The sequence below is a fragment of the Xanthomonas sp. NCPPB 3442 genome (assembly GCF_056725145.1).
Genome location: NZ_CM161514.1, coordinates 1,730,119 through 1,744,966, shown reverse-complemented (window position 1 = coordinate 1,744,966; position 14,848 = coordinate 1,730,119). Strand labels below are relative to the sequence as shown.

16 protein-coding genes are annotated in these 14,848 nt (G+C 64.2%); 14 read left to right on the top strand and 2 right to left on the bottom strand.

The window, feature by feature from the left end; translation table 11 throughout:
* Window positions 1-24: 24 nt before the first annotated feature.
* From proC to AC1POX_RS07405, 6 genes are all read left to right on the top strand, one after another.
* Window positions 25-879, top strand: a complete 855-nt coding sequence (proC, locus tag AC1POX_RS07430) for a pyrroline-5-carboxylate reductase (protein ID WP_372356914.1) — start codon at window positions 25-27, stop codon at window positions 877-879.
* 559 nt (window positions 880-1,438) lie between these two features.
* Window positions 1,439-1,864, top strand: a complete 426-nt coding sequence (locus AC1POX_RS07425) for an HU family DNA-binding protein (RefSeq protein ID WP_008571830.1) — start codon at window positions 1,439-1,441, stop codon at window positions 1,862-1,864.
* Between the two features lie 106 nt (window positions 1,865-1,970).
* Complete coding sequence (locus AC1POX_RS07420; RefSeq protein WP_014090668.1) at window positions 1,971-2,612, top strand: M23 family metallopeptidase; 642 nt, start codon at window positions 1,971-1,973, stop codon at window positions 2,610-2,612.
* A 57-nt stretch (window positions 2,613-2,669) separates the two neighbouring features.
* Window positions 2,670-3,011, top strand: a complete 342-nt coding sequence (locus tag AC1POX_RS07415; RefSeq protein ID WP_003489901.1) for a DUF3861 family protein — start codon at window positions 2,670-2,672, stop codon at window positions 3,009-3,011.
* 55 nt (window positions 3,012-3,066) lie between these two features.
* Window positions 3,067-3,609 (top strand): hypothetical protein, encoded by a 543-nt coding sequence (locus AC1POX_RS07410; protein WP_343237581.1) that lies wholly within the window; start codon window positions 3,067-3,069, stop codon window positions 3,607-3,609.
* A gap of 55 nt (window positions 3,610-3,664) precedes the next feature.
* The gene (locus AC1POX_RS07405; RefSeq protein WP_372356913.1) at window positions 3,665-4,261 is read left to right on the top strand and encodes a DUF1439 domain-containing protein; all 597 of its coding nucleotides are present in this window, start codon (window positions 3,665-3,667) and stop codon (window positions 4,259-4,261) included.
* Window positions 4,262-4,373: 112 nt separating this feature from the next.
* On the opposite strand, the gene AC1POX_RS07400 is transcribed toward AC1POX_RS07405, so the two are convergent.
* Entirely contained in the window at window positions 4,374-4,916 is a 543-nt protein-coding gene (locus AC1POX_RS07400) for a type 1 glutamine amidotransferase domain-containing protein (RefSeq protein WP_338339075.1), read from the bottom strand.
* A 102-nt stretch (window positions 4,917-5,018) separates the two neighbouring features.
* Entirely contained in the window at window positions 5,019-5,486 is a 468-nt protein-coding gene (locus AC1POX_RS07395; RefSeq protein WP_003487757.1) for an SET domain-containing protein, read from the bottom strand.
* Window positions 5,487-5,658: 172 nt separating this feature from the next.
* Between AC1POX_RS07395 and AC1POX_RS07390 the strand changes: the two genes are divergently transcribed.
* The 8 genes from AC1POX_RS07390 (at window position 5,659) to AC1POX_RS07355 (ending at window position 14,821) form a co-directional block, all read left to right on the top strand.
* Window positions 5,659-6,117, top strand: a complete 459-nt coding sequence (locus AC1POX_RS07390) for an SUF system Fe-S cluster assembly regulator (protein ID WP_011348117.1) — start codon at window positions 5,659-5,661, stop codon at window positions 6,115-6,117.
* Between the two features lie 15 nt (window positions 6,118-6,132).
* Entirely contained in the window at window positions 6,133-7,590 is a 1,458-nt protein-coding gene (gene sufB / locus AC1POX_RS07385; RefSeq protein ID WP_008571839.1) for a Fe-S cluster assembly protein SufB, read from the top strand.
* 154 nt (window positions 7,591-7,744) lie between these two features.
* Window positions 7,745-8,509: a Fe-S cluster assembly ATPase SufC gene (gene sufC, locus AC1POX_RS07380; protein ID WP_008571840.1), complete on the top strand. Its 765-nt coding sequence runs from the start codon at window positions 7,745-7,747 to the stop codon at window positions 8,507-8,509.
* Window positions 8,509-9,771 carry a Fe-S cluster assembly protein SufD gene (gene sufD, locus AC1POX_RS07375; RefSeq protein WP_109290862.1) on the top strand — a complete coding sequence of 421 codons (1,263 nt, stop codon included), beginning with the start codon at window positions 8,509-8,511 and terminating at the stop codon, window positions 9,769-9,771. Before sufC ends, sufD begins: the two co-directional genes overlap by 1 nt.
* A complete protein-coding gene (locus tag AC1POX_RS07370; protein ID WP_011348119.1) occupies window positions 9,768-11,012 on the top strand; it encodes a cysteine desulfurase in 1,245 nt (414 codons plus the stop codon). Before sufD ends, AC1POX_RS07370 begins: the two co-directional genes overlap by 4 nt.
* Window positions 11,013-11,297: 285 nt before the next feature.
* Complete coding sequence (locus tag AC1POX_RS07365; RefSeq protein WP_008571841.1) at window positions 11,298-11,837, top strand: GNAT family N-acetyltransferase; 540 nt, start codon at window positions 11,298-11,300, stop codon at window positions 11,835-11,837.
* On the top strand, window positions 11,834-12,163 hold the full coding sequence (locus AC1POX_RS07360; RefSeq protein WP_003487771.1) for a non-heme iron oxygenase ferredoxin subunit: 330 nt from the start codon (window positions 11,834-11,836) through the stop codon (window positions 12,161-12,163). The genes AC1POX_RS07365 and AC1POX_RS07360 overlap by 4 nt, the downstream gene beginning before the upstream one ends.
* Before the next feature lie 339 nt (window positions 12,164-12,502).
* Window positions 12,503-14,821, top strand: a complete 2,319-nt coding sequence (locus AC1POX_RS07355) for a TonB-dependent receptor (RefSeq protein ID WP_372356912.1) — start codon at window positions 12,503-12,505, stop codon at window positions 14,819-14,821.
* Window positions 14,822-14,848 lie beyond the last annotated feature (27 nt).

Genomic DNA, 14,848 nt, shown 5'->3' with positions numbered 1-14,848 from the left:
GATTCGTCTTATGAAGGTGCCGCAATGAACACACCTGCCTCGTCATCGCCCTCGTCTTCCGCTGCCACGTCCATCGCTTTCGTCGGCGGCGGCAACATGGCGCGCAGCCTGATTGCCGGGCTGATCCGGCAGGGCACGCCGGCTGCCAGCATCCGCGTGGCCGAGCCGGTGGCCGAGCTGCGCGACGCCTTGGCGCGCGACTTCGGCGTGCAGGTGGTCGAGGATGCGCGCGCCGCTGTCGATGCGGCCACGACCTGGGTCTTGGCGGTCAAGCCGCAGGTCTTGCCAATGGTGTGCGCGCAACTGGCCGATCTGGCGCAGGCACAACAACCGCTGCTGGTTTCCATCGCTGCCGGCATCACCGCCACGCAGCTGCAGCGCTGGTCGGGCGGCGATATCGCGGTGGTTCGTGCCATGCCCAACACACCCGCCCTGCTCGGCGCCGGTGTCACCGGGCTGTACGCCAACGCGCGCGTGTCGGCGGCGCAACGCCAACAGGCGACCCAACTGCTGGACAGCGCCGGCGTTACCGTCTGGATCGACGACGAAGTGCAGATGGATGCGGTGACCGCGGTCTCCGGCAGCGGACCGGCCTATGTTTTTCTCTTGGCAGAAGCGATGGAAGCTGCCGCGCAAGCGCAGGGCCTGCCCGCCGCAACCGCGCGCACCTTGGTGCTGCAAACGCTGCTCGGTGCCGCACGCATGCTCACCGAATCGGGCGAACCACCGGAGCTCCTGCGTCGCCGCGTGACCTCGCCCAACGGCACGACCCACGCCGCCATCGAGACGTTCCAGGCCGGCGGCTTTGAAGCCCTCACCGCCCAGGCCATTGCCGCAGCGACCGAACGCGGCCGCAGCCTGTCCGCGGCCAATGACTGATTGAAACGCGGCGGGTCTGCATGTCGCGTATCGCGCGGTGCCTTCGCGTGGCGCGCATGGCACGCCGAAAACGATTCGAACATCTGCGCAAACCGCCGCGCCAGCGCCTGATCACCGGAAGGTGGATGCAGGGCAATACAAGGCCGAAGGCTGCATAGCGCCCAATAACCGCTCCATTTGCCGCACATGGAACGTGCGTCCACGTTTGCAATCGATGGCAGCCATCTTGTCGGCGCGTGGCCCCGTTACATGCATCCCCCAAAAGGCTGGCCTTATCGGCTCGTTCCATCGTCCCCACGGATGCGTGTTGCGGCGTTTGCTCGCGCAAACGATCTGCTGCTGTGCGTCAGACATGCAGCGAACGCGCGCATGGCACGGGCAAGCCGATGCGTTTTGTGCGCTTTTTCTGCCGCTGGTGAACGAATCCCCGTCGAAAGATGCTTTTTTCGTGCTGTTTCATCGTTTGCCTATTGGCGGCGCGCAGCAGTTGCCCTACATTTCGCGTTGCCGACTGGGTCGGCAGACCCAACACCACCAACGAATACGGAACACATCACTCATGGCAAAAACCGCCGCTAAGAAGGCTGCCCCCAAGAAGGCAGTGAAAAAGGTCGCCGCGACCAAGACCGCAAAGCCGGCCAAGGCCGCTGCTGCCAAGTCCGCTGCGCCCAAGCCGATCAAGGAAGCACTGAGCAAGACCGGCCTGGTCGCGCACATTGCCGAAAGCACCCAGTTGGCCCCGAAGGACGTCCGCGCCGTGCTGGCTTCGCTGGAAGCCACCGCACACGCCTCGCTGAGCAAGAAGGGCGTCGGCAGCTTCACCATCCCGGGCATGCTCAAGCTGACCACCGTGCACGTGCCGGCCAAGCCGAAGCGCAAGGGCATCAACCCGTTCACCAAGGAAGAGCAGATGTTCGCCGCCAAGCCTGCGACCACCAAGCTCAAGTCACGTCCACTGAAGAAGTTGAAGGACGCGGCGCTCTAATCGAGCACGCATCCTGTATCACGAAGACGGCCTGCGGGCCGTCTTTTTTTTGCGCTCGCTCCGCAGAGAGCAGCACATACCGCTCATCGGCACTGCCCTACCCTGCATGCTGGTTCGCCATCTGCAGGTGCCTGTGACCGGTCCGTCGAACACCCCGCCATCGTCGCCACGCCGAGTTGCCACCCGTAGCCCGGCACGTCGCCTGCGCAGCATTGTTGTCTCCATTGCGCTGTTGTGCGTGCTGGCGGTGGCCGCGCGCTGGGCCTGGCAGCTGCCGATCGCCCATCAGCTCCGTACCAGCTGGGAGCTGTCGCAAATGCCGCCGCCTGCGCAGTTGCATGTGCCGGTGGAAGGCGTGCGTGCGCGACAGATTGCCGACACCTTTGGTGCACCGCGTGGCCGCGACCGTACGCATGCGGGCGTGGATATCTTCGCGCCACGCGGTACACCGGTGGTGGCGGCAACGCGCGGCGTGGTCAGCGCCATCCGCGACCAGGGCCTGGGCGGAAAACAGGTCTGGCTGCTGGGTCCAGCGATGGAACGGCATTACTACGCGCATCTTGACGATTGGGCTGCCGGCCTCGCAGTAGGCGATGTGGTCGAGCCCGGCACCCTGCTCGGCAAGGTCGGCAGCACCGGCAATGCGCGCGGCACGCCGCCACACCTGCACTATGGTGTCTATGGACGCAACGGTGCGTACGATCCGCTGCCACTCCTGCGCAAACCTGCCGCTCGGCCAGCAAACTGAGCACGTTGGAACACTGCGTCATGGGCCACCCTATCGAGACGGTTGCGTCCTACGCCTATGGTGAGCACAGCCCAGAACGACGCGACCCATATGTCCCGCAAACGCTATCGCATCACGGTCACGCCGATCGAAAACGACGGCCGCCCTTGTGACGACCGCTGCACCATCGAATTCGAACAACGCTCGCGCGCCGACTGGATGCGGCTGCTCGAAGAACTGCACCTGCGCCGCGACCTGAGCAGCGACGAATGCGCGGCACTGACCGTAGGCTCGCAGTTGCTGGAAGACCTGGCGGCCCGCCCACGCGCCCAGCCCAGCGATGCGCTGGACGCATTGCGTCCCAAACTGCAGCTGCTGCTGGAACGCCTGCAGCGCGTACACCCCGCCACCGGCGCCTGAAGACGCATCGCCACACGTACCCGCTACACTGCGCACCTCGGGGATGGGACGCGCCATGCGCTGGATGGGAATGCTCGTTATCGCAGCCGCACTTTCCGGTTGCAGCTGTCATCGCACTGGCGATCCGCAGGCAAACGTCGCCTCGGCGACGCACGCTGCGAGCGCATCGCGCCCGCTCAATAACGCCGCTACCGGCACCGCGACCGCATCACCCGCCCCTGCGGCTGATCCCACCGATGCCATTGCGTTGGCCAACTACGCCCAAGCAAGCGCCACCGTTCAACGCTACCTCGGCGCGTTGCCGGGAGCGGCGCGCGCGCAGGCCGATGCCTTATGGGCCGGCGGTCGCCCTCCCCCGGTACCGGACGATGCGGCCTTGCGTGCCATCCCCAATATCCAGTCGATGCGCATCAACAACGATCCGCCCTTTGCACTGGATCAGGCGCAGCCGCCACAGCGTATCGAAGTACCGGTGCAATTGACGGTACGCACCACCACCGGCACGCAACGCCTGGTCGGGGCATACCGGCTGCAACCCCGGGCCGGCAGCGATGGCTGGGAAATCTATTCGGCCACGCTGCAGCCGGTGTTGCGCTAACCCGTGGTTCACCGGCGCCGACTAAGGTGATGTCACCTGTTGCCGGAGTCACCCGATGAAACTGCGTTCGCTTGCCGGTTCCATGCTCGCCCTCGCCTTGGCAATGCCCATCACCAGCGCCTGGGCTGCGCCGCAGATCCAGGGAAAACAAATCAGCGTGCAGGCCAGCGACCTGCAGCACTATCTGGGTGGTCGCTTCCCGCAGACACATGACACGCTGGGCGGGCTGATCGCGATGACGGTCAGCAACCCGGCGCTATCGTTGCCGCCAGGCGATCGGCTCAAGATGACCTTCGATCTTGCCGTGGCGACCGCAGGCGGCGCTCCTGCACCGGTCGGCAATGTGACCTTGACCAGCGCACTGCGCTACGACGTGGCCAAACAGGGCTTTTATCTGGATCAACCCAGCATCGACGACTTCCGCCCCGCCCATGCAGGCGCAAAGCTCGACCACAGCACGCGGCAGCTGCTCAATACCTGGCTGGCCGACTATGCGCGCAAGGAGCCGATCTATCGGATCGACCCGGCCATTGCATCCGTGATGGGTGCGGTGCAGGTGGAATCGGTCGGCATCCAGAACGGGCGGGTTGCGGTCAACTTCAACCAGAACATCGAGCAACTGGTGCCCGCGGCAGCGCTGTCCGGGAAGTAGGTCCGCGTGGTATTGGCGTGGATGGCGACAATCCACGCAAGGCTACACATCAAGGCCCGACGCATCTGCGCCGGGCCTTGGTGTTTCGAGCTGACACTGGCCAGTGAAGAACCTATGCAGCCAAGGCCTTGGCCACGGCTGCGGCGAATGCAGGAATGTCGTCCGGCTTGCGGCTGGTAATCAGTTGGCCGTCGACCACCACTTCGGCATCCTGCCAGCGCGCACCGGCATTGATCAGGTCCGTCTTGACCGATGGCCATGAAGTGACCTTGCGGTCGCGGACCAAGTCGCTTTCGAGCAGCAACCACGGCCCGTGACAGATCGCCGCCACCGGTTTTTGTGCGTTCGAAAACGCGCGAATGAACGTGATTGCCTGCTCATCGGTGCGCAGTGTGTCGGGATTGAGCACACCGCCAGGCAACACCAGTGCGTCGTAGGATTCCGCCGCTGCATGATCTAGCCGCCGATCGACCGTTACCGAATCGCCCCACTCTGTGTGATTCCAGCCGCGAATTTGCGTGCCGTCGCCGGGCGCGATCACCTCGACCTTGGCACCCCAGCTCTCCAGCAGGCGCTTGGGTTCGGTCAGTTCGGATTGCTCGAAGCCATCGGTGGCCAGCACGGCGACGGTTTTGCCAGAGAGCGAATAAGACATGGGAGGCTCCTTGAAAAGAAGCCCAGACCCTAGGAATCACGCCGTTGCGCATCCGTGAACCGATGTGTGCGCGGCGTCAGTATGCGCCATATCGCTGCGTGCTCAGCGCTTGGGTTGCAGCATCGTTCCGGTGCAATTCTTCGAGCCGCACCGGCATTCCCAAATTTTCTTCAGGCGTGGCGTATGACGCTCGGCAAGGGTGATGCCGTAGTTATAGGTGAGCTCTTCGCCGGGTTTGATGTCGCGCTTGGCCTCGATGAAGATCTTGTCCTTGCGGCGGTCGTCGCCCTCGGCTTCTTCGATCACCGCCTCGCAATTGGGATCGCAGCTATGGTTGATCCAGCGCGCGACATTGCCTTCGTAGTTGGCATCCAGCACGTAGTCGTCGCTGAGCGTGAACAAAAAGGTATGCCCGCTTTCCACGTCGCCGGTGTCGTCGGCATCCACTTCGGCATGCGTGCGCAGCCGCCCCTTGTATTGAATGATGCGCTCGCCCTTGCGGAGCGGGGCGAGGGCGAACATGCCATTGCCGTGGATACGAGACTTGCGGGCGGCAACTTTGCGCGACATGTAAGGGTCCAGTGATGGGGCCGCTCATTGTGACTGCAGCGCGCCACTGCGCCAAGCACAAGCGCAGCGTGCGCCGCAACGGGCTACGCTTGCCGGCGGCTGAACCGCGCCGTTGGCCCTGCCCTGCCGGAAAGAGTACAATTTCGGTCCGCTTTCGGATTCCGCCTTCCCCATGTTGCGCGTCACCAAACTCACCGATTACGCCACCGTGGTGCTGACCGTCCTGGCGGCACGCTGCGATCAGGTGCTCAGCGCAAGCGAATTGGCCGAACAGGCCGGTCTGGAAGCACCGACTGTCAGCAAGATTCTCAAGCCGTTGTCGCAGGCAGGCCTGGTCGAAGGCTTGCGCGGCGTGCACGGCGGCTACCGGCTTGCGCGCGCCGCCAGCGACATCACCCTGGTGGAGATCGTCGAAGCGATGGAAGGTCCGTTGGCGATCACCGAATGCAGCCAGGACCACAGCCAGTGCGGTATCGCGCAGCGCTGCGGCGTGCGGTCGAACTGGCGCCTGATCAACGACGTGGTCGGCGATGCCTTGCGCCGCGTCACGCTTGCGCAGATGTTGCAGCCCCTCTCTCTCCCTGGCGACAGCCGTCGGCGTTCGATCGCCGCACGCGTCGCGACCACCTGACCTGTAGGCAGCCCAATGGCCACCGAACTTGCTCCTCCGCAGAATGCGCAGATCCTCGAACGGCTGGGTCGACGTTACGACGCCGGCTTCATCACCGAAATCGAATCGGACTCACTCCCGCCCGGCCTGGACGAAGACGTCATCCGTGCGTTGTCGGCCAAGAAAGACGAGCCGCAATGGATGACCGACTGGCGTCTTGAGGCCTATCGCCATTGGCTGAAGATGCCGATGCCGGAGTGGGCGAAACTGCAGATCTCGCCGATCGATTTCCAGGCGTTGAGCTATTACTCCGCACCCAAGGGCCCGAAGTACGCCTCGCTGGACGAGGTGCCCAAGGAATTGCTGGACACCTACGACAAGCTGGGCGTGCCGCTGCACGAGCGCGCCAAGCTGGCCGGCGTCGCAGTCGATGCGGTGTTCGATTCGGTCTCGGTCGGCACCACCTTCCGCAAGGAGCTGGCCGAAAAAGGCGTGATCTTCTGTTCGATGTCCGAGGCCATCAAGGAACACCCGGAGATCGTCAGGCAGTATCTTGGCAGCGTGGTGCCGGTGGGCGATAACTACTTCGCCGCGCTCAACTCGGCCGTATTCTCCGACGGCAGTTTCGTGTTCATCCCTGCGGGTGTGCGTTGCCCGATGGAATTGAGCACCTACTTCCGCATCAATGCCGGCCATACCGGCCAGTTCGAGCGCACCTTGATCGTGTGCGAAGACAAGGCCTACGTCTCGTATCTGGAAGGCTGCACGGCGCCCATGCGCGACGAGAACCAGCTGCATGCGGCGGTCGTCGAGCTGGTGACGCTGGAAGATGCAGAAATCAAGTATTCCACCGTGCAGAACTGGTACCCGGGCGACGAGGAGGGCCGGGGCGGCATCTACAACTTCGTCACCAAGCGCGCCGAATGCCGTGGCGCGCGCAGCAAGGTGACCTGGACCCAGGTCGAAACGGGCTCGGCGATCACCTGGAAGTATCCGTCGTGCGTGCTGATTGGCGACGATTCGGTGGGCGAATTCCATTCGGTCGCGCTGACCCACCACCGTCAGCAGGCCGACACCGGCACCAAGATGATCCACATCGGCAAGCGCACCAAAAGCAAGATCGTCAGCAAGGGCATCAGTGCCGGCCGCGGCCAAAATACCTATCGCGGCCAAGTCAAGGTGGACCGCAATGCCGATGGCGCACGCAACTACACGCAGTGCGATTCGCTGTTGATCGGCAAGCAGTGCGGCGCCCACACCTTTCCCTATATCGAGGTGAAGAACCCGGGTGCCACCGTCGAACACGAGGCCACCACCTCCAAGATCAGCGACGACCAACTCTTCTATTGCCGCGCGCGTGGCATCAGCCAGGAAGATGCGGTGTCGTTGATCGTCGACGGCTTCTGCAAGCAGGTCTTCCGCGAGCTGCCGATGGAGTTCGCAGTGGAAGCCAAGAAGCTGCTGGAAGTCTCGTTGGAAGGCAGCGTCGGCTGACACATCTTCCTTCTCCCCTCGGGAGAAGATGGCGCGCAGCGCCGGATGAGGGTACGAGCGAAGCCAAGTGCACTCAAACAGCACGATGCTTCGCACCAACCCTCACCCCAACCCCTCTCCCGGCGGGAGAGGGGCTCAATCACTGGATACGATTATGCTCAACATTCAAAACCTCCACGCCAGCATCGCCGGCAAAGACATCCTCAAAGGCCTGTCGCTGGACATCCAGCCCGGCCAGGTGCACGCCATCATGGGTCCCAATGGCGCGGGTAAATCCACGCTGGGCAATGTGCTGGCCGGTCGCGATGGCTATGAGGTCGGCGCAGGCAGCGTGCAGTTCGACGGCAAGGATCTTCTCGACCTGCCGCCGGAAGAACGCGCCGCCGCCGGCCTGTTCCTGGCCTTCCAGTACCCGGTGGAAATTCCCGGCGTCAACAACACCTATTTCCTGCGCGCCGCGCTCAATGCGCAGCGCAAGGCGCGCGGCGAAGACGAGCTGGATTCGATGCAGTTCCTCAAGCTGGTGCGGCAGAAGCTGGCCGTGCTGCATCTGAAGGACGAGCTGCTGCATCGCGGTGTCAATGAAGGGTTCTCCGGCGGCGAAAAGAAGCGCAACGAGATCTTCCAGCTGGCAGTGCTCGAGCCCAAGCTCGCCATCCTGGACGAGACCGATTCGGGCCTGGATATCGATGCGCTCAAGAGCGTGGCCGACGGCGTCAACGCGCTGCGTTCGCCCGAGCGTTCGTTCCTGGTCATCACCCACTATCAGCGCCTGCTCGACTACATCAAGCCGGACGTGGTGCATGTGCTGGCCGAGGGCCGCATCGTGCAGAGCGGTGGCCCGGAACTGGCGCTGGAGCTGGAAAAGCACGGCTACCACTTCCTGAAGGACCGCGTCGTGCCTGAGGTTGCCGCCTGATGAGCGCCCTGCTCGATTCCCTGGCGCGCGGTTTCTGCGGCAGTGGCGCACGCCGCGCCGAGCTCGATGCCGCCCTGCAGACCGGCCTGCCCGGCCCGCGTGCCGAGGCCTGGAAATACACCTCGTTGCGGCAGCTGGAACGGCGCAGCTTTCAGCCTGCCCCGCTGGTGCCCACGCTGGTGGATGCCGCCGCGCTGGACGACATTCCGTCGCCACGCCTGGTCTTCGTCAATGGCCGCCCATCCGAGGCGCTCAGCGATCTGTCCACGTTGCCGGAAGGCGTGCAGTTGGACACCCTGTCTGCATCGTTGGCTGCAAGCGACGAGGCGCAGCAGTTGCTGGGCCGCCGCTTCGACGGCAGCGATGAGGTCTTTGCGCGCCTGAATGCCGCGCTTGCCGACGAAGGCTTGCTGGTGCGCGTGCAGGCCGGCGCGCAGATCGCGCTGCCGCTGCATCTGGTGTTCGTCGGCGTGGCCGGCGAGCAGGATCTGTCGTGGCATCACCGCCATCTGATCGCATTGCGTGCCGGCGCCGCATTGCAGGTGGTCGAGCATCATCTGCACGTGGGCGATGCCGCGCATCTGGCCAACAGCGTGATGCATGTGCATCTGGCCCAGGGTGCAGCACTGTCGCACGCGCGCGTGCAAGCCGGCAGCGCACATGCGACGTCGCTGCTGCGCACCGAGGCGGTGCTGGCACGCGACGCCCGCTACCAGCGTGTGGACCTGGAGTTGGGTGCCGGGCTGTCGCGGCACGAGCTCAACGTGCGGCTGGAAGGCAACAACGCCCAGCTCACCGCCAATGGCGTGCTGCTCGGCAACGGCCGCCGGCATGTGGACACGCGCCTGGGCATTGAGCACATCGCGCGCGACACCGCCTGCGAGCTGGTGTGGCGCGGTGTGGGCGCGGACCGCAGCCGCGTGGTATTCCATGGGGGCATCCGCATCCGCGCAGGTGCCGACGGCACCGATGCACGGTTGTCCAACAAGAATCTGCTGCTGTCGTCCAACGCCGAAATCGACACCCAGCCGGTGCTGGTGATCGATGCCGACGAGGTACAGGCCGCGCATGGTGCCACGGTGGGCCAGCTCGACGACAACGCCTTGTTCTACTTGCGCTCGCGCGGCTTGCCGCAGGAAGAAGCGCAGCGCCTGCTGAGCGCCGCGTTCTGTCATGAGCCCTTGCGCGTGCTGCCAGCCGCCCTGAGTGCCGTGCTGGCACTGCAATTGGACCGTGCATTGAATTCGGCAGGCGTGGCATGAACATGCCGGCCATTCCGCCCAGCGCAGCGCCCGATTGGGACCGTGTGCGCCTGGATTTCCCGCTGCTGATGCGGCAGGTGCATGGCAAGCCGCTGATCTATTTCGACAACGCCAACACCGGCCAGAAGCCGCTGCAGGTGATTGCCGCCACCGACGAGTTCTACCGGCGCCAGAATGCCAACGTGAGCCGTGCCGTGCATGCGCTCGGCAGCGAGGCGACGGACGCGTTCGAGGGCGCGCGCAGCAAGCTGGCGCGCTTTCTCAACGTCCGCGCCGATGAGCTGGTGCTGTGCAGCGGCACCACCTTTGCAATCAATCTGGTGGCGTATTCGTGGGCATTGCCGCGGCTGGGCGCCGGCGATGTGATCCTGATTTCGCGCATGGAACACCATGCCAACATCGTGCCGTGGCAGTTGGTGGCCCAGCGCACCGGCGCCACCATTCGCGTGGCCGAAATCACGCCCGATGGCGCGCTGGATCTGGATGCCTTGCGCAAGGCGATGACCCCGGACGTCAAGCTGCTGGCAATCACCCACGTGTCCAACGTGCTCGGCACGGTCAACCCGGTACGCGAGATCTGCCGCGAAGCGCGCAAGCGCGGCATCGTCACCATGGTGGACGGCTCGCAGGCGGCACCGCATCGACGCATCGACGTGGCCAGCATCGGCTGCGATTTCTACGCCATCACCGGGCACAAGATGTGCGGCCCTACCGGCACCGGCGCACTGTGGGCACGTCGCGAGCATCTGCAGGCGATGCCGCCGTTTCTGGGCGGCGGCGAGATGATCAAGGAAGTCAGCTTCGAGAACACGGTCTTCAACGATGCGCCGCACAAGTTCGAAGCCGGCACGCCCAATATCGCCGGTTTCGTCGGCCTGGGTGCGGCGGTGGATTACCTGGAATCGCTCGGGCTGGCGCACGTGGAAGCACGCGAGGCCGAACTGCTCGCCCATTTCACTGAAGAGCTGCAACGCATCGATGGCCTGCGCATCTTCGGCACCACGCCCGACAAGGCCGCGGTGGTGTCGTTCCTGATCGAAGGTGCGCACTCGCACGACCTGGCCACCCTGCTCGACCTGGAAGGCGTCGCGGTGCGCTCGGGCCAACACTGCGCGCATCCGCTGCTGCAGTACTACGGTGTCGCCGCCACCTGCCGCGCGTCGCTGGCGTTCTACAACACGCACGACGAAATCGAGCGCTTTGTCGCCGCGTTGATGAAGGTGCGTCGACTGTTGGGCTGATGGGAACCGGGAATCGGGAATGGAGAATCGGAAGAGCGGTTCTCCCGAACGCTGGTAACGCCGGTAACGCCGGTAACGCTCGATGCATGGAACATGGCTCATCGAGCAGCACGTGCTTTTCCTCATTCCCCATTCCTCATTCCTCATTCCCCATTCCTCATTCCCCATTCCTCATTCCTCATTCCCCATTCCTCATTCCTCATTCCCGATTCCTCATTCCCGATTCCTCATTCCCGATTCCCGATTCCCCATTCCCCATTCCCCATTCCCGATTAAACTGCCTCCATGCAGACCACCACTTTCCGCACCGCCACCGTCGCTGACATCGACGCCCTTGTCCTGCTGGTGACCTCGGCCTATCGCGGCGATAGCAGCCGCGTGGGCTGGACCACCGAGGCCGATATTCTCGAGGGTGCGCGTATCGATCCGGCCGTGCTGCGCGACGATCTCCTGCGCGAACGCAGCCTTGTGCTGGTGGTCGAACAGGATGAGCGGCTGGTGGCCTGTGCGCATATCGCCGATGACCATGGCGCCGGGTACTTCGGGATGTTCGCGGTGGATCCTTCGTTGCAGGGCAGCGGGCTCGGCAAGACGCTGTTGGCCGAAGCCGAGCGCCTGGCACATAGCCAGTGGCAGCTGCCGGTCATGCGCATGACCGTCATCGATGTGCGCGATGAACTCATCGCGTTCTACGAACGCCGCGGGTATCGCCGCACCGGCATCGTCAAACCCTTCCCGTACGGCGACGAGCGCTTCGGCATTCCGCTGCGCCAGGATCTGCGTTTTGAAGTGCTGGAAAAGCAGTTGGGCGGGCCGACCCCGTGAGCGACACCTGGACCTTCGTCTGTGCCAGCGATGCGCTGCTGCCCGGTGAAATGCAGACCGTCTGGGACGAGGTCACCGACACGCCAATCGTGGTGTTCAACCTCGATGGCGCCTTGTACGCGCTGGAAGACCGCTGCAGCCACGAAGACTACGAATTGTCGCCCGGCAGCTTCGATCCGGTTGCCGGCACCATCGAATGCCAGTTGCATAGCGCGCGCTTCGATATCCGCGACGGCCGCCCCTTGTGCGCGCCTGCCTACACGGCCGTGCCCAAGTTCCCGGTCAAGCGCGAACACGACGGCATCTGGACCCGCGACGATCGCTGACGCAGTGCATTGCGGCGGCCAGCGCTCCAGGGCGCCACGCGTGGCAGCGTCTGCCATCGATCATAAATATTGCAAAGAAGAATGATTTGCATTTAAGATCGCATCCTTAAGGCCTTCTTAACAACTGGCCTGTCTGCGACCCCATGCAACCAGTCCTGCTCGACACCCGCCCCGCTCGTTCGCTCCGCCTGCGCGCCCTCGCGCAGCGCTTCAGCTTGCCTGGCTTCTGCGACTGTCGGCGCAGCGCTTCGGGTTAGCCGGCGCAGCGTCCACGCACTCCATCCCGCATCCGCCGAGCCATCGCCAGGTGGGAGCCTCGCCTCCTCTTTGAGACCTTCCATGACGCCTAGCATTTCCCCGCTCGCTTCGGCCGTGTTGCTGACGCTGTCCGCCCCCGCTTTCGCCCAGCCCGACGATGTGTCGGCGCCTCCAGGGGCGGTGGATCTGGATGCGATCCGGGTGCAGCAGGAACGTGCGCAGAAGCCCTCTTCGCCCAAGTACACAGAAGCGCTGCGCGACACGCCGCAGACCATTACCGTGGTCACCAAGCAGACCATGGACCAGCAGAATCTGCTGTCGCTGCGCGATGTGCTCAGCACCCTGCCCGGCATCACCTTCGGTGCGGGCGAAGGCGGCGGCGGCTATGGCGACAGCATCAACCTGCGCGGCTTCACCGCCAGCAGCGACATCACCACCGACGGCGTGCGCGACAGCGCGCAGTACAGCCGCAGCGACACCTTCAACCTCGAATCCGTCGAGCTCATCAACGGTGCCAACTCGGCCATGTCCGGCGCCGGCTCGGTCGGTGGCAACATCAATCTGGTCACCAAGACTGCCGGCCAGGGCAACTTCACCAACGTCATGATCGGCGGCGGCAGCGACCGTTACGGCCGCCTCACTGCCGACAGCAATTACGATTTCGAAAACGGCACTGCCCTGCGCTTGAATGCGATGGGCCACACCCAGGACGTGCCGGGCCGCGATGAAGAATTCCGTCACCGCTGGGGGTTTGCGCCGTCGGTGGCGTTCGGCCTGGGCTCGGACACGCGTTTCACATTGAGCTATCTGCACCAGCACGACAACAACCTGCCGCAGTACGGCGTGCCCTTCGCGCTCAGCCCGTTCAACGATGGCCCGCTGCCGGGCGTGGACCGCGAAACCTACTACGGTTATCGCAATGTGGCGCGTCAGGAGATCGACGTGGACATGCTGACCGGCGTGCTGGAAATGGACTTCGACGACAACGTCAAACTGCGCAGCCTGGCGCGCTTGCAGCGCGTGGATCAGCGCACCACCGCCACTGCTCCGGAGGGCACCTGGTGCCTGCCCAACAACACCAACGCCTACACCGGCCGCGCGTGCGTGGGCCAGCCGCCATCCACCTGGAACCCCAACAGCGGGCCGCGCGGACTGGTGCGCGATACCGAAAACTTCATTGCGCACAGCCAGACCGACCTGACCGCCACGCTGCACACCGGTGCAATCGAACATCGCGTCGTCGCCGGCGTCGCCTTCAGCAAGGAAGACTTCGAGCTAGATAGCGGTTCGCTGTTCCGCAATGCCGACGGCTCCACTACCGGCATCACCTACCCGCTGCAGTCGTTCGACAACCCGTACAACATCTGGACCGGCCCGCAGAACTATTTCCGCACCGGCCGCAGCAAGGGCAGCCTGACTAACCAGGCGGTGTACCTGTTCGACACGCTGCAGTTCAACGAGCAATGGATGCTCAACCTGGGCGGCCGCTACGAGCATAACGAAGGCGACACCACCACCTATACCGTCAACGCCACCGGCGGCATCACCGGCGTGACTGCGGGCTTCCCCGCCGGCAGCAAAGACGATCTGTTTTCGTATCGCGCCGGCCTGGTATTCAAACCGGTCGACAACGCCAGCCTGTACCTGTCCTATGCAAATGCGAAGACGCCTTCCAAGGCCTCGGTCAACGGCTCGTGCACGCCGATTGCCACCTCCACCGTGGGTGCCAACTGCAATGTCGAACCGGAAACCGCGGTCAATATCGAACTGGGCGGCAAGTGGGATGCGCTGGACGAGCGCCTGGCGCTGACCGCTGCGGTGTTCCGCAACGAACGCCAGAACTACAAGGTCAACAGCGGCGACCCGTTGGTCCCCGAGCAGGTGCTGGACGGCAAGGCGCGCGTGGACGGCATTGCGCTGGGCGCGGCCGGCTACCTGACCGAGCGCTGGTCCATCTTCGCCAACTACACCTTCCTGGACAGCGAAGTGCTGCAGAGCGTGTCCAACCGCACCGCCAGCCTGACAGGCGACCCCATCGCCGGGCGCGAGCTGGTGCAGACCCCGCGCAACGCCGGCAACCTCTGGACCACCTACCAGCTCAACCAGTGGACCTTCGGTTACGGCGTCAACTATCAGGGCAGCTTCTACCCGAACAACACCTCGACCGCGGTCTACCGCAAGACCGACGCCTATTGGGTGCATCGCGCCATGGTCGGCCTGCGCGTCAACACCTGGCTCAGCCTGCAGTTGAACGTCAACAACCTGTTCGACAAGGTCTATTACACCAGCATCCGCAACAACCTCACCGTCAATGCCGCAGGAACCGTCACGGCGGGCAGCGGTTGGGCATTGCCGGGGGACGGCCGCTCGGCAGTGTTGAACGCCACCTTCAGCTTCTAACCCTCAGGCACGCCGTGCGCGCTGCGC